Annotated in this window: 15 protein-coding genes; 12 read left to right on the plus strand and 3 right to left on the minus strand. The window is 67.0% G+C overall.

The annotated features are described in order from the left end of the window. The first annotated feature begins 4 nt into the window (after nt 1–4). From IAQ70_RS12995 to IAQ70_RS13015, 5 genes are all read left to right on the plus strand, one after another. A complete protein-coding gene (locus IAQ70_RS12995) occupies nt 5–799 on the plus strand; it encodes an ABC transporter ATP-binding protein (RefSeq protein WP_190989734.1) in 795 nt (264 codons plus the stop codon). Beyond that, nucleotides 781–2,352, plus strand: a complete 1,572-nt coding sequence (locus tag IAQ70_RS13000) for a transporter (protein WP_190989735.1) — start codon at nt 781–783, stop codon at nt 2,350–2,352. The genes IAQ70_RS12995 and IAQ70_RS13000 overlap by 19 nt, the downstream gene beginning before the upstream one ends. Before the next feature lie 45 nt (nt 2,353–2,397). Then, the gene (gene nagB, locus IAQ70_RS13005; RefSeq protein WP_190989736.1) at nt 2,398–3,177 is read left to right on the plus strand and encodes a glucosamine-6-phosphate deaminase; all 780 of its coding nucleotides are present in this window, start codon (nt 2,398–2,400) and stop codon (nt 3,175–3,177) included. 121 nt (nt 3,178–3,298) lie between these two features. Beyond that, complete coding sequence (locus tag IAQ70_RS13010) at nt 3,299–3,640, plus strand: DUF3039 domain-containing protein (protein WP_160671973.1); 342 nt, start codon at nt 3,299–3,301, stop codon at nt 3,638–3,640. After that, nucleotides 3,640–5,424, plus strand: a complete 1,785-nt coding sequence (locus IAQ70_RS13015) for a DEAD/DEAH box helicase (RefSeq protein ID WP_190989737.1) — start codon at nt 3,640–3,642, stop codon at nt 5,422–5,424. Before IAQ70_RS13010 ends, IAQ70_RS13015 begins: the two co-directional genes overlap by 1 nt. Nucleotides 5,425–5,504: 80 nt before the next feature. Here IAQ70_RS13015 and IAQ70_RS13020 read toward each other — a convergent pair whose 3' ends face one another. Beyond that, the gene (locus tag IAQ70_RS13020) at nt 5,505–6,137 is read right to left on the minus strand and encodes an isochorismatase family protein (RefSeq protein WP_190989738.1); all 633 of its coding nucleotides are present in this window, start codon (nt 6,135–6,137) and stop codon (nt 5,505–5,507) included. A 9-nt stretch (nt 6,138–6,146) separates the two neighbouring features. Then, nucleotides 6,147–7,475 carry a nicotinate phosphoribosyltransferase gene (locus tag IAQ70_RS13025; protein ID WP_190989739.1) on the minus strand — a complete coding sequence of 443 codons (1,329 nt, stop codon included), beginning with the start codon at nt 7,473–7,475 and terminating at the stop codon, nt 6,147–6,149. 273 nt (nt 7,476–7,748) lie between these two features. On the opposite strand from IAQ70_RS13025, the gene clpS reads away from it, so the two are divergent. From clpS to rdgB, 6 genes are all read left to right on the plus strand, one after another. After that, on the plus strand, nt 7,749–8,132 hold the full coding sequence (gene clpS / locus IAQ70_RS13030) for an ATP-dependent Clp protease adapter ClpS (protein WP_190989740.1): 384 nt from the start codon (nt 7,749–7,751) through the stop codon (nt 8,130–8,132). Then, nucleotides 8,125–8,691 (plus strand): DUF2017 domain-containing protein, encoded by a 567-nt coding sequence (locus IAQ70_RS13035; protein WP_190989741.1) that lies wholly within the window; start codon nt 8,125–8,127, stop codon nt 8,689–8,691. The genes clpS and IAQ70_RS13035 overlap by 8 nt, the downstream gene beginning before the upstream one ends. 68 nt (nt 8,692–8,759) lie before the next feature. Then, complete coding sequence (murI, locus tag IAQ70_RS13040; RefSeq protein WP_190989742.1) at nt 8,760–9,827, plus strand: glutamate racemase; 1,068 nt, start codon at nt 8,760–8,762, stop codon at nt 9,825–9,827. Further along, nucleotides 9,824–10,621 (plus strand): MBL fold metallo-hydrolase, encoded by a 798-nt coding sequence (locus IAQ70_RS13045; RefSeq protein WP_190989743.1) that lies wholly within the window; start codon nt 9,824–9,826, stop codon nt 10,619–10,621. The genes murI and IAQ70_RS13045 overlap by 4 nt, the downstream gene beginning before the upstream one ends. A gap of 63 nt (nt 10,622–10,684) precedes the next feature. Further along, the gene (gene rph / locus IAQ70_RS13050) at nt 10,685–11,443 is read left to right on the plus strand and encodes a ribonuclease PH (RefSeq protein ID WP_190989744.1); all 759 of its coding nucleotides are present in this window, start codon (nt 10,685–10,687) and stop codon (nt 11,441–11,443) included. Between the two features lie 38 nt (nt 11,444–11,481). After that, on the plus strand, nt 11,482–12,141 hold the full coding sequence (gene rdgB / locus IAQ70_RS13055) for an RdgB/HAM1 family non-canonical purine NTP pyrophosphatase (protein ID WP_190989848.1): 660 nt from the start codon (nt 11,482–11,484) through the stop codon (nt 12,139–12,141). A 111-nt stretch (nt 12,142–12,252) separates the two neighbouring features. On the opposite strand, the gene IAQ70_RS13060 is transcribed toward rdgB, so the two are convergent. Continuing rightward, nucleotides 12,253–13,023 carry a VTT domain-containing protein gene (locus IAQ70_RS13060; RefSeq protein ID WP_317983658.1) on the minus strand — a complete coding sequence of 257 codons (771 nt, stop codon included), beginning with the start codon at nt 13,021–13,023 and terminating at the stop codon, nt 12,253–12,255. A 127-nt stretch (nt 13,024–13,150) separates the two neighbouring features. Between IAQ70_RS13060 and IAQ70_RS13065 the strand changes: the two genes are divergently transcribed. Further along, the gene (locus IAQ70_RS13065) at nt 13,151–14,161 is read left to right on the plus strand and encodes an exonuclease domain-containing protein (RefSeq protein ID WP_190989745.1); all 1,011 of its coding nucleotides are present in this window, start codon (nt 13,151–13,153) and stop codon (nt 14,159–14,161) included. The last annotated feature ends 21 nt before the right edge of the window (nt 14,162–14,182 follow it).

A 14,182-nucleotide genomic window follows, 5' to 3' on the forward strand; every position in this document is an offset into this window, starting at 1 on the left:
CGGTATGACTGCTCCGCTACCCGACCCGGTGCCACCTGCCGGCCCGGCCCCCGCTCTGTCCATCCGCGGACTCGCCAAGCGTTTCGGCGAAAAAATTGCCGTGGACGGCATCAGCCTCGACGTCCCGGCCGGCTCGTTTTTCGGCATTGTGGGACCCAATGGCGCCGGCAAGACCACCACCCTGTCCATGGCCACAGGACTGCTGAGGCCCGACTTTGGCACGGCGGTTGTCCACGGGGTGGATGTCTGGGCCAGGCCGCTGGAGGCCAAGAAGCTGATGGGCATCCTCCCCGACGGGGTCCGCCTTTTTGACCGGCTCACGGGCGAGCAACTGGTCACCTATGCCGGGCTGCTGCGTGGCCTGGACAAGGACGTGGTGGCCTCCCGCGTGGGGGAGCTGCTGTCAGCCCTTGACCTTGCGCAGGACGCCGGGAAGCTGGTGGTGGACTACTCGGCCGGCATGACCAAGAAGATTGCCCTGGCCTCGGCGCTGATCCACGCTCCGCGGCTGCTGGTTCTGGACGAGCCCTTCGAAGCCGTTGACCCCGTCTCCGCGGCCAACATCCGCTCCATCCTGGACAGCTACGTCTCCTCGGGCGGCACAGTCATCGTCTCCAGCCACGTCATGGACCTGGTCCAGCGCATGTGTGACCACGTTGCCGTGGTGGCCGCCGGCAGGCTGCTGGCTGCCGGGACCGTGGACGAAGTCCGCGCCGGCGCTTCCCTGGAGGAAAGGTTCGTCCAGCTCGTGGGCGGACGCAGCCACACGGAAGGCCTGGAATGGTTGCGCACCTTCTGAGGCTGAAGCTGATCCTGCTTCGCAATGGCCTCCGCCGGAGCCCCTGGCAGCTGGTGGGCATGGCCTTCGGCGGGCTCTACGCCCTGGGGCTGGTGGGCCTCTTGGTGGTGGCCCTGGTCCTGCTGCGCGGTGCCGATCCGGAACTGGCACACACGGTTGTGGTGCTGGGTGGCTCGGCAGCCATCCTGGGGTGGGGCCTCATTCCGGTGGTCGCGTCCGCAGCGGACCTGACGCTGGACCCGGCCCGCTTTACCACTGCCGCCATCCCCATGCGCCAGCTGCTCACAGGGCTCGCCCTCGGTGGGCTGATCGGAATCCCGGGGCTGGCCACCGCTCTCGTGGCGCTTGCCACCGTGTGGACCTGGGCCCGCGGCCCTCTCCCCGCGGTTGCCGCGCTGGTGGGTGCCGCCGTCGGCGTTCTGACTTGCATAGTCCTGTCCAAGGTGGTCACCACCGCCACCGCCAGCCTGGCGTCGTCGCGCCGGTTCAAGGATGTCAGCGCCATAGCGTTCATGATCCCGCTGGTCCTGATGGGACCGATCGTGGCTGGCGTGGGGAGAGGCATTTCCGCCTCTACCGGTTTCCTGCCGGAGCTGGCTGCCACCCTGTCCTGGACGCCCCTGGGTGCCGCCTGGTCCCTCGGCGGTGACCTGGCCGCCGGGCGCCCGGGAGCGGCAACAGTGAAACTTTTGATCGCCGTCGCAACGCTCGCAGTCCTGGCCTGGTGCTGGAAACTGCTCCTTGAACGGGCCCTGGTCAACCCCCCTTACGCCGGCAGCGGGAGCCGAAAGGGCGGAAAGCTGGGGCTGTTCGGCCTCCTGCCGGCCACCCCCGCCGGTGCCGTCACGGCGCGGTCGCTGACCTACTGGCTGCGCGATCCCCGGTATTCCGGTTCCCTGGTGGTGGTCCCGCTGCTGCCCATCCTGCTCGTCTTCCAGGGCAGCCAGTCCGGTGACTTCGCAGTGCTGGCGGCCGCGGCACCGCTGGCGGCGTTCCTGCTGGCCTGGTCCATCTCGGCAGACGTCTCCTATGACAACACCGCGTTTGCCCTGCACGTGGCCACGGGCGTCCGGGGCGTTGACGACCGGCTGGGACGGGCGCTGGCATGCCTGGCGTTTGGATTGCCCGTCGTGCTGATCTTCGCGGTAGGCCAGTACTTCTTTACCGGCGATTGGGAAGCGCTGCCCGGCCAGCTGGGCCTGAGCCTGGGCATCCTGTTCACGGGCCTGGGCCTGTCGTCCGTGGTGTCGGCCCGCTACACCGTGGCCGTGCCCCTGCCCGGCGACAGCCCGTTCAAGAAGCCCCCGGGCAACGTGGGCCAGACCCTGGCGGTGCAGTTCGCCGGCATGGGTGTCCTGACCCTTCTGGTCCTGCCCGAAGTTGGCTTGTTCATTGCGCAGTTGGTCACCGGCAACGCCGTCTTCGGTTGGGTGAACCTTGCCGTCGGCCTGATGCTCGGGCCGGCGCTGTTTGCGGCAGGCATCCGGCTGGGTGGAAAGTGGCTCGATGCACGCGGCCCCGAACTCCTGGCCCAGCTGACCGTGAACCGCTGATCCGGCAGGACAAGCGAAACCAGAACTCCAGAAAGGCGGCCGCCCGTGGAAGTTGTCATCCTCCAAGGCAGCAAACAGATCGGGAAGCTGGCGGCAGACGCCGTCGAGGCCTTGCTCCGGCGCAAGCCCAACGCTGTGCTGGGGCTTGCCACCGGGTCCTCGCCGCTGCCTGTCTACGACGAGCTGGCGGCGCGTCACAAGCAAGGGCTGGACTTCAGCGCCGCGCACGCCTTTGCCCTGGATGAATATGTGGGCCTGCCGCCCGGGCACCGTGAGTCGTACCGGGAGGTCATCGGGCGCGAGTTCACCAGCCGGGTGAACATCCTCCCCGGGAACGTCCACACCCCTGACGGGTCCGCGGCTGATATCCCGGCGGAGTGCCGGGCCTACGAGGACAGGATGAGGGCGGTGGGAGGCGTGGACCTCCAGATCCTGGGCGTGGGGACCGACGGCCATATCGGCTTCAACGAGCCGGGCTCCTCCTTGGCGTCCCGGACGCGCATCAAGACGCTGATCGAGCAGACCCGCCGCGACAACGCCAGGTTTTTCGCCGGCCTTGCCGACGTGCCCCACCACGTGGTGACCCAGGGACTGGGCACCATCCTGGAAGCACGCCACGTTGTGCTGGTGGCCACCGGGGCGCAGAAGTCGCCCGCGGTCCGCGACTTCGTGGAAGGGCCGGTCTCCGCGATTTGCCCGGCTTCGGTCCTGCAGTTCCACCCGCACGCCACCATCCTCGTGGATGAGGCCGCGGCGTCGTCGCTGAAGCTCGCCGACTTCTACCGGCACACCTACGACCACAAGCCATCCTGGCAGGGGCTGTAACGCTTGCCACATTCGGGCACCGCCCACCACCGGATTCAGCCGGAACTGCCGACGGCGGCGGGTGCGGTGCAAGCAAAACGGCACCTCCGGCGTCGAACGCCCGCCGCCCCGGGACGCTAAGATGGATGCCATGACTAGCATGACGGACCCTCTCGAAAACGACCCGATGCGTGAGCTTTCCGGGGCTGGAACGTCCACGGCAACCATTGAGCGCGAAGAGCTGCGCCAGGAAGTGGAGCCCGGTGACCGGGAACGTTTCTCGCACTACGTGCGCAAGGAAAAAATCATGGAGTCCGCGCTGACGGGTGACCCCGTCATTGCCCTCTGCGGCAAGGTCTGGACTCCCGGCCGGGATCCGCAGAAGTTCCCGGTCTGCCCCATGTGCAAAGAGGTTTATGAAGGCCTCCGCCCGGGCAACGACGGCGGCAAGGGTCCCGGAGGGGACTCAGGCAACAACAAGTAGTGACGGAGACGCTCTTTGGCGGCCCCACCCTGCCTCCGGCTTATCCGGAACGCGCAGCCTGGGGAACCGCCCAAAAACTCCGTGCCTGGCAGCAGGAAGCCCTTGACCTCTACTTCAGGACCGGTCCCCGGGACTTCCTGGCCGTAGCAACGCCCGGCGCCGGCAAAACCACCTTCGCGCTGCGGGTGGCCTCCATGCTCATCGAATCCGGGGCAGTCAACCGCGTCACCATCGTGGCGCCCACCGACCACCTGAAGCGGCAGTGGGCTGATGCTGCTGCCAAGGTGGGAATCGCCATCGACCCGAACTTCAAGAATTCCGACGGCCAGCACGGCCGCGGTTTCGTTGGCGTGGCTGTTACCTACGCCCAGGTGGCGAGCAAGCCGATGCTGCACCGCGCCAAGACGGAGGCTGCCCGCACGCTGGTGATCCTTGATGAGATCCACCACGGCGGCGAGGCCCTGTCCTGGGGCGACGGCCTGCGTGAGGCGTTTGATCCCGCCGCCCGGCGGCTGTCCCTGACAGGTACCCCGTTCCGGTCCGACACCTCGCCCATCCCCTTTGTGGAGTACGCGGAGGACAGGGACGGCATCCGCCGCTCGAAGGCTGATTACACCTACGGTTACGGCAACGCCCTGCGTGACCATGTGGTGCGCCCGGTCATGTTCATGGCCTACTCGGGCCAGATGCGGTGGCGCACCAGTGCCGGTGAAGAGATGGCCGCTTCGCTTGGTGAAGCCGCGGTCACCAAGGACATCACGTCCCACGCCTGGCGGACTGCCTTGAATGCCACAGGTGAATGGATCCCCGCGGTCCTGGCCGGAGCGGACAAGCGGCTCAGTGAAGTGAGGCGTTCGGTTCCGGACGCCGGCGGGCTGGTCATCGCCACTGACCATGAGGACGCCAGGGCCTACGCCGGGCAGCTGAAGCGGATCACCGGCGAGTCACCCACCGTGATTCTGTCCGACGATGCCAAGGCCTCGGAGAAAATCGAGGAGTTCACCGCGAGCGAGAAGCGGTGGATGGTTGCCGTCCGGATGGTGTCCGAAGGCGTGGACGTACCCCGGCTTTCCGTGGGCGTTTACGCGACCTCCACGTCCACGCCGCTGTTCTTCGCCCAGGCTGTGGGCCGCTTTGTGCGCGCCAGGAAGCGTGGGGAGACGGCGTCGGTCTTCCTGCCGTCCGTGCCGCAGCTGATGGCGCTGGCGAACTCCATGGAAATGGAACGCGACCACGCGCTGGACCGCCCCGAAAAAGAGGACAGCGACGGCCTCTTCAATCCCGAGGATTCCCTGATGGCCGAGGCCAACCGGGAGGACAAAGCGTCGGACAGCCTCACCAAGGGAAAGTTCGAGGCCCTCGATTCGCAGGCGTCCTTCGACCGGGTGCTGTTCGACGGCGGCGAGTTCGGCACCGGGGGAGAGGTGGGCTCCGAGGATGAGCTGGACTTCCTGGGCATCCCGGGTCTCCTGGATGCCGAGCAGGTGGGTACTTTGCTGCGCCAGCGCCAGCACGATCAGCTCAACCGGAAGAACCGGCGCGCACCTGCGGCTGAACCTGCTGCCGCGGCACCGGCCATCCCGGACCACCGGATGCTGATGGACCTGCGCAACGAACTGGCAAAAAATGTGGCGGCCTGGTCCGCCCGGACCGGAACCCCGCACGGTGTGGTGCACACCAAGCTGCGGACCGTTTGCGGCGGGCCCCCCGTGGCCCAGGCCAACGAGGAGCAGCTGCAGTCGAGGCTGCGGAAGCTCCAGGACTGGTTCATCGGCCGAAAGTAGCAGCGGGCTGGAGCAGCAGTGGCGTTAAACGCGGGTGGCCCGGTGCACAGCACCGGGCCACCCCTGCGGTTAAGCGGGCCTCAGCCGACGTCCACGCCGCCGAGCTCCATTTCGGCGACAGCATCGTCAAGGTCCTCGGCGATGCCTGCGGTGAGCGAACGCAGGACCGTCACTGAGTAGCCGGCCTGGACCGCGTCCAAGGCCGTAGCCATGACGCAGTAGTCAGTGGCAATCCCCACCACCACCACGTCTTCCACGTCGTGGCTTTGCAGCCAGTCGTCCAGGCCGATCGCATCATCTGCAGGCGCGAAGGCCTCTGCGTCAGCCGGCAGCGAGCCGGGCTGCCGGTCACCGGTGGGCACCGCATCCTCCGGAGCCAGCAGGCCCTCGAACCCGGAATAGGCCGCTGTGAACTGGCCCTTCTGGAAATAGGCCTGGATGTACTCGGTGTCCAGGTCCGGGTGGAGCTCGGCGCCGCGGGTGCCGGCAACACAGTGCGGCGGCCAGCTGTCCTTGAAATCGGGCGTTTCGGAGAAGTGCGCGCCGGGGTCGATATGCCAGTCCTGGGTTGCCACAATGTGGTCGAACTCGGTGTGGTGGGCGTCCACATACTCGCTGATTGCCCCGGCCACGTCGGCGCCACCGGCCACGGCGAGGGAGCCGCCCTCGCAGAAGTCGTTTTGGACGTCAACAATGATCAGGGCGCGGGACATCGGTTTTCCTCAGTTTTCTTCATAGAGAGTAGGGATGGCGGGCTCCCCGCGCTGCAGGCGGTTGACCACGGGTGGCAGTTCGGCCATGGTGTCGGCGTGCCGTTGCCTGGCCCGGACCACACCCTCTGGCCCCGTCCAGCCGGGCAGCAGTTCGCCGTTCTTCACGAACTGCTGCAGCAGGGGCCGGTCGTTCCCGTCATCTTCGGGCCGGTGTCCGATGCCCACAATTTCCTGCGTGGCGATGCCGCGCTCATTGAGCTTGCGCAGTGCATACTTCCGGCCGCCCATGCTGGTCTTGTTCTTGGCTGCCTTGGCCACGGAGACGAAATCGCCGGCGTCGTCCGTGCGGCTCACCAGCTTGTAGACCATGCTGGCCGTGGGCGCACCGGAACCTGTCACCAGCGATGTGCCCACCCCGTACGAATCCACCGGAGCGGACTGCAGCGCAGCGATGGCGAATTCATCCAGGTCGGAGGTGACCATGATGCGGGTGTGCTCGTTGCCCAGCTGGTCCAGCAGCTGGCGGACCCAGGAGGCCTGGGCGACGAGGTCGCCGGAGTCCAGCCGGACGCCGCCCAGTTTGGGCCCCGCAAGCTCGACGGCGGCACGCACGGCCGTTTCGACGTCGTACGTATCAACGAGCAGCGACGTGCCCACCCCCAGCGACGCGATCTGCGCCTCAAAGGCGTCGCGCTCGGTGTCGTGGAGCAAAGTGAAGGAATGGGCGGCGGTACCCACGGTCTTGATGCCGTAGCGGATGCCTGCCTCGAGGTTGGACGTGCTGTGGAACCCGGCGATCACGGCGGCACGGGCCGCCGCCGCCGCCGACTCCTCATGCGTGCGCCTGGAGCCCATCTCGATGCAGGGACGGCCGCCGGCTGCCGTGATCATCCGCGATGCGGCCGAGGCGATGGCGGAGTCATGGTTCAGCACGGAGAGCACATAGGTCTCCAGCATGCAGGCCTCGGCGAACGTCGACTCCACGATGAGGATGGGGGAGTTGGGGAAGTACGCCTCGCCCTCCGGGTAGCCCCAGATATCGCCGCTGAACCGGTAATTCGCCAGGTAGTCCAGGGTGTCCTGGTTGACCACGCCGGTGCGGCCCAGGAAATCAAGCTCAGCCTCGCCGAAACGGAAGTCCGCGATGCCTTCCAGGAGCCGGCCTGTGCCCCCCACAATCCCGTACCGCCTGCCGTCCGGCAGCCGCCGCGCGAAGGCTTCGAAAACCGACCGGCGGTGCGCGGCGCCCGAATGGAGCGATGCCTGCAGCATGGTCAGCTCGTAGTGGTCGGTGTACAGGGACGTGCGGGGATGGTCCCAGCCGGCAGAGGTACTCACAAAATTCACTCTAGTCCCCACCGGCTCCCACGTCTCGCTTCGCTTCGCCGCGGGGCCCTCGCCGGAGTGGGCCCATCCACCGGCTCCCACGTCTCGCTTCGCTTCGCCGCGGGGCCCTCGCCGGAGTGGGCCCATCCACCGGCTCCCACGTCTCGCTTCGCTTCGCCGCGGGGCCCTCGCCGGCGTGGGCCCATCCACCGGCTCCCACGTCCCGCTTCGCTTCGCCGCGGTGGCCCATCCGGCGTGGGCCCATCCTCCCCATAGAATGGACAGATGAGCTTAAGCGTTGCGCCCGGCCCCGTTACGCGGGAGGGCACCCGGACTGGTACAGAGGCGTCCATAGACTCCCTGACCGCGCCGGACATCCCATGGAACCTGGTGATCTGGAATGATCCCGTCAACCTGATGAGCTATGTCAGCTACGTCTTCCAGAGTTACTTCGGCTACTCCGAGAGCAAAGCCAACAAGCTCATGATGGAGGTCCACAAGAAGGGCCGGTCCATCGTTGCCCACGGCAGCAAGGAACAGGTTGAGCGCCATGCCGTCGCCATGCACGGCTTCGGGCTGTGGGCCACTGTGGAAAAGGCCACCGGCGGGACCGGCGGCAACTCGGGGAAATCCGGCGGGTCCGGGCAGGGCAAGGGGAAACGTGGCTAAGGCATTCAAATACGGTCTTAAGGGCATCACCGGGTTCCTTGAGCCCGCCGAGCGTGAGCTGCTGCGCAGCCTGATCGGCGATGTCATCTCCATGCTCCAGCCGGCCGAAAATTCCAGCAAGGATCCGCTCGCTGCCCTGATCGGTCTGGACATGGATGTCCAGGAACCGACGGACCGTGCAGTCAGGCGGCTCCTGCCCAACGTGATGAAGGACGACGACGGCGCATCCCTGGAGTTCCGCCAGCTCACCGAGCGCTCGCTGCGGGAAACCAAGATCGGCGCGCTGCGGGCTGCCGCACTTGACCTGGACAAGGACGACGTCGTCCTGACCGCCGATGGGGCCAGGCACTGGTCCATGGCGCTGAACGATGTCCGCCTGGTGTTGGCGGAGCGCCTGGACATCCGGGACGAGGAAGACGCCGAGCACGTGCACCTGATGCAGGACTGGTCCCAGGCGGAGGACGTGGAAAGCTACCTCGCCCTGGTGTACAACTTCACCACGTGGCTGCAGGAGTCCCTGGTGCAGGCCATGCTCCAGTCCCTGGATTCACGCGCCTGAACTGCGGTCCTGTTCCGGGATCCGGCTGCAGTGTGACAAATTCGACATGAGGGCAGCGCCACAATGTGATGGCTGCGGCCGCAGGGAAGACCTATCCTCGAATAATCATGACAACAGCCTCGAGCATGGACCCGGCAGCGACTGCAGCAGGGGAGTCCGCAGCCGGCAACAGCGCCGGCCTGGTGGGATCCCGCCCCATTGGCGTCTTTGATTCGGGCGTCGGCGGACTCACCGTGGCGCGGTCCATCATCGACCAGCTGCCCAACGAGTCCATCCTCTATGTCGGTGATACCGCCAACGGGCCGTACGGACCGCTGCCCATCGCCGAAGTCCGGGCGAACGCCCTGGGCGTGATGGACGAACTGGTGGACTCCGGTGTCAAGCTGCTCACCATCGCCTGCAACTCGGCGTCGGCCGCTGTCCTGAGGGACGCCCGCGAGCGGTACACGGCAAAGTACGGCATCCCCGTCATCGAGGTGATCCAGCCTGCGGTCCGGCGGGCGGTTGCCGCCACCCGGAGCGGGCGCGTCGGCGTCATCGGAACCTCAGCCACCGTAGGTTCCCGTGCCTACGAGGACACATTCGCGGCCGCGCCGGACCTGAGGATCACTTCCGTGGCCTGCCCCCGGTTCGTCAGTTACGTGGAGGCCGGCATCACCACCGGCCCGGAACTTCTCGCCGTCGCAGAGGAATACCTGGCCCCGCTGAAGGCCGCCGGCGTGGACACCGTGGTCCTGGGCTGCACACACTACCCGCTGCTGACCGGCGTTATTTCCTTTGTGATGGGCGACGACGTGACCCTGGTGTCCAGCGCCGAGGAAACGGCCAAGGACGTGTACCGGGCGCTGGTCACCCACGACCTGCAGCGCACCACCGCGGCGCCCCCCGAGCATCACTTCATTGCCACCGGAGACGCCGTCCAGTTTGAGACGCTGGCCCGCAGGTTCCTTGGCCCGGAAGTCCTCTCCGTCCAGCACGTGGACCACGTGGCCGCCCAATACCCCACCGGAAGCCTGGCCCGCATCACGCCGGAAATGATCGAGGCCGCCCAGCGTGCCAGCACCAACTCCGGCAGGTCAGGGCAACGGATTTCCAACTTTGTAGGCGCCCACCGGGCCGGAGGTCCTGCCCTGTGAAACTGACCATCGTGGGCTGCACAGGTTCGTTCCCCGGCCCCGGCTCGCCGGCGTCGTGTTACCTCCTGACCGCCAATGACGGCGAGCGGACCTGGAAGATCGTGATGGACCTGGGCAGCGGAGCCCTCGGCGCCATCCAGCGTTACACCGATCTCGAGGACATCGACGCGATCTTCCTGACCCACCTGCACCCGGACCACTGCATGGATCTCTGCGGCCTGCACGTGGCGGTCCGCTGGAAGCCAGGCGGCTGGGGTCGCGGGCGGATCCCGGTGTGGGGTCCCGCCGCCACGGCGGACAGGATGGCCACGGCCTACGGGCTGGACCTTGACCCGGGGATGCACGAGGAATTCGACTTCACCAACTGGATTGAACGGGAGCCCGTCACTGTGGGCCCTTTCACCGTGACGCCCTTCGCGGTCAACCACCCGGTGGAGGAGGCGTACGCCCTCCGCGTGGACGTCACCGAGCCGGACAAGGAAGGCAACCCGGTCAGGCGCGTGCTGACATATTCGGGCGATACGGATTCCTGTACGGGCGTGGAGGAGGCCGCCAAGGACGCGGACCTGTTCCTCTGTGAAGCCGCTTTTGAGGAAGGCCGCGACGACGCCATCAAGGATGTGCACCTGACCGGCAAGCGGGCGGGCGAGGCCGCAGCCGCTGCCGGCGCCCGCAGGCTCCTGCTCACGCACATTCCGGTGTGGACCTCGCCGAGCACCGTCATGGCCGAGGCAAAAGAAGTGTTTGGGCAGCACGTGGCAGTTGCCGTGGCCGGTGTGCATTACACGATCTGAGTCCTGTGGACCCGTGTTCGCTGCGCGGCGGGTGGGTCAGCTGCGAGTCGATAAGCTAAAGGCATGACTTCTGAAGCAACTGCAGTGCCCGTAGTGCGTGCCGATGGCCGCGCCCCCGACCAGCTCCGCCCCATCAGCATCACCCGCGGATGGTCCAAGCAGGCCGAGGGATCTGCCCTCATCGAGTTCGGCAACACCCGGGTGCTGTGCACGGCTTCGCTGACGGCCGGCGTACCGCGCTGGCTCAAGGGCGAAGGCCGCGGCTGGGTGACGGCCGAATACGCCATGCTGCCGCGCGCCACCAACACCCGCTCGGACCGCGAATCGGTCAAGGGCAAAATAGGCGGCCGGACCCACGAAATCTCACGCCTGATCGGCCGTTCGCTGCGCTCCATCATCGACACCAAAGCCCTGGGCGAGAACACCATCGTGCTGGACTGTGACGTGCTCCAGGCCGATGGCGGAACCCGCACTGCCGCCATCACGGGCGCTTATGTGGCTCTTGCCGACGCCATCCGCTTTGCGCGTGAGAACAAGCTGATCGCCAGGAACGCCCAGCCCCTCGTGGACACCATCGCGGCCGTCTCCGTGGGCATTATCGACGGCGTTCCCATGCTGGACCTGCCCTACGTTGAGGACGTCCGGGCCGAGACCGACATGAACGTTGTGGTCACCGGATCAGGGAAGTTCGTCGAGGTGCAGGGCACCGCCGAGGGCGCTCCGTTCGACCGTGACGAGCTCAACCAGCTGCTGGACCTTGCCCTGCTGGGCACTACCCAGCTGGCGGCGATCCAGCGCGAGACCCTCGCGGACGTCCTTTGAGCCTGGCTGCCCCCGGCGGCGCGGATCAGTACGGGACGGTGCCGGACGGCGGGCTTGCCGGCGGCGTGGTGCCGCGGCTCGTCCTCGCGACCCACAACAAGGGCAAGCTCCGGGAGCTCCGCGAACTCCTGCGCGGCCAGGTTCCAGGGCTCGACGTCGACACCCAGGTGGTGGACGCCGCGGCGGCAGGTGCGCCGGACGTCGTCGAAACGGGCGTGACCTTCGCCGAGAATTCGCTCCTGAAGGCCCGGGCGGTGGCGGAGGCCACCGGTCTGGTGGCCATTGCCGACGATTCGGGTTTGGCAGTGGACGTCCTGGGCGGGGCACCGGGAATCTTTTCCGCACGGTGGTCCGGCCGCCACGGTGACGATGCCGCCAACCTCCGGCTCCTGCTGGACCAGCTCTCCGACGTGCCGGACGCGCACCGCGGCGCGGCGTTCGTCTGCGCCGCGGCGCTCGCTGTTCCTTCCGCGGGCGGCACCGGCCAGGAGGTCGTGGAGTACGGCCAGCTTGAAGGCACCCTGCTGCGCGAGCCCAGGGGCGCGGGTGGCTTCGGCTACGATCCCGTCCTTCAGCCCGTGGGCGAGGACCGGAGCTGCGCGGAGCTCCTGCCGGAGGAGAAGAACGCCATCAGCCACCGGGGCAAAGCCTTCCGGGCGCTCCTGCCGGCGATCGTCGACGCTTTGGCGCGGCAGTAGCGTTAAGGCTGTACGCCGCGCTGGTGCCGGAAGCGCCAGCCGGGAAATGACTGAGGGAGCCACACGGTGTGTGGCTCCCTCAGTCATTGCAGGAGATGGTGCTGTGAGGCGTTAGTCCAGGTTGGTTTTGCGTTCCTCGCGGGGCTCGTGCTCTTCGATGAATTCGTCCACGGGGTCCGTGCCGAAGCGGGCTGCCTGCCGCTTCGCCGACATGCCCCGGAGTACTTCGATGCCGATCGGGAGCACGGAGATGAGCACGATGGAGATAAAGATGATGTCAATGTTGTCGCCAACCCAGCTGAACTGGCCCAGCCACGCTCCCAGGAGCGTGACGCCGCCGCCCCACAGCACTGCACCGATGACGTTGTAGAGGAAGAATTTACGCTTGTCCATCTGGGCCACGCCCACGATGACAGGCACGAAGGTCCTGATGATGGGAACGAAACGGGCCAGGATCAGCGCCTTGCCGCCGTGCTTCTCAAAGAACGCGTGGGCGCTCTCCACGTTCTCGCGCTTGAAGAGCCTGGACTCGGGCTTGTTGAAGATTGCCGGGCCGGCCTTGGACCCAATGAGGTAGCCGGTCTGGTTGCCCAGAATCGCTGCCACGATGATCAGCCCGCACATGCCCCACAGGTTGAAGTTGATGGCGCCGGTGGACACCAGCAGGCCGGCAGTGAACAGCATTGAATCGCCGGGCAGGAAGAAGCCCACCAGCAGGCCGGTTTCGGCGAACACAATGGCGCAGACCAGCAGGACCACCCACGGTCCGAGCGGGGAGTCCCGAAGGAAGACATCGGGGTTCAGCCAGTCGGGCAGGAACGAAGCCAGCTGTGGCTGGATGGGTCCTGCACCGCCCAGCATGGGCACGGCAAAGTCGCTGATCGCATGAAAGTTCACCTACTCAGGGTACTTGACACACCCGCGCCGCCCGGCGCCGGACTGGTGATATCCGCGACAGGGCCGCCGTCGTGACACGGGAACGGCTTCGTCCGGCGGTAAAGTATGGGCCGTGGGACTGGACTTTACGGCGATCGACTTCGAAACGGCCAACGGCTTCCGGGGTTCGCCGTGCGCGGTGGGCCTGACGAAGGTACGGGGCGGGCGTGTGGTGGAGGAAGCGTCCTGGCTGATGCGGCCACCGGCCAACCATGATCACTTTGAGTACCACAACGTCCGGATCCACGGCATCCGCTCCGAGGACGTTGCCGGCTTTCCCCGCTTCGGTGAGCTGTTCCCGGAGATTGGCGCCTTTATTGGCGGTGACATCCTGGCGGCCCACAACGCCGCTTTTGACCTCGGCGTGATCCGCTCCGGCCTGGAGGTCTCAGGCCTGCCAGGCCCGGCCTACGAGTATGTCTGCACCGTGATGCTGTCCCGGCGCTGTTATTCCCTGGTTTCCAATTCACTGCCGTTCGCCGCTGAGGAAGCCGGTGTCCCGCTGGTCAATCACCACGACGCCGCGGAGGATGCCCGTGCGTGCGCCGGCATCCTGATCGACATCGCTGCCCGGAACAACGCCAACAGCATTGCCGAGCTTTACCTCTCACTGGGCCTGGAACTGCCCCGTCAGGACGCGTTCGACCCGGCGTGTGACGACCTGTCCAAAGCCAGCCTCGCCGCACTGTCCGCTGCCGCGGGAAACAGTGCCGCCCTGGTGCGGCCGTTCCTCTCCGGCTGGCCGGAAGAGGGGGCCAACCCGCTCCCCAATGCCGACGCCGAGCCGTCCCACCCGCTGTACGGCCAGACGGTCGTCTTTACCGGGCAGCTCGCCATGGCCCGGCCGGAGGCCAAGGTGCGGTCGGCCGAGCTGGGCGCCCGGCCCGAAAGCCGCGTGACTGCGCGTACCACGGTGCTGGTGGTGGGCGACGGGTTTGTGGCCTCGGACCTGCGGTCCGGACGGCTGACGGGCAAGGCGAGGCGCGTGCTGGAGCTCCACGACCGTGGCCAACCCATTGAGGTTCTCTCCGAAGGTGAGTTCCTGCAGATGGTGGGCGGCTACGCCGGCGCGGCGGCCGTCTAGTTCAGCCGTCCGGTTCATGCG

Origin of the sequence: Pseudarthrobacter sulfonivorans (assembly GCF_014712225.1) — a bacterium.
GTDB classification, from domain to species: domain Bacteria; phylum Actinomycetota; class Actinomycetes; order Actinomycetales; family Micrococcaceae; genus Arthrobacter; species Arthrobacter sulfonivorans.

Excerpts from the sequence above, each read along its gene's own strand:
- IAQ70_RS13000 (WP_190989735.1), top strand. The coding sequence starts at position 781 with ATGGTTGCGCACCTTCTGAGGCTGAAGCTGATCCTGCTTCGCAATGGC.
- clpS (WP_190989740.1), top strand. The coding sequence starts at position 7,749 with ATGAGCTTAAGCGTTGCGCCCGGCCCCGTTACGCGGGAGGGCACCCGG.
- IAQ70_RS13010 (WP_160671973.1), top strand. The coding sequence starts at position 3,299 with ATGGATGCCATGACTAGCATGACGGACCCTCTCGAAAACGACCCGATG.
- murI (WP_190989742.1), top strand. The coding sequence starts at position 8,760 with ATGGCTGCGGCCGCAGGGAAGACCTATCCTCGAATAATCATGACAACA.
- IAQ70_RS13020 (WP_190989738.1), bottom strand. The coding sequence starts at position 6,137 with ATGTCCCGCGCCCTGATCATTGTTGACGTCCAAAACGACTTCTGCGAG.
- rph (WP_190989744.1), top strand. The coding sequence starts at position 10,685 with ATGACTTCTGAAGCAACTGCAGTGCCCGTAGTGCGTGCCGATGGCCGC.
- IAQ70_RS12995 (WP_190989734.1), top strand. The coding sequence starts at position 5 with ATGACTGCTCCGCTACCCGACCCGGTGCCACCTGCCGGCCCGGCCCCC.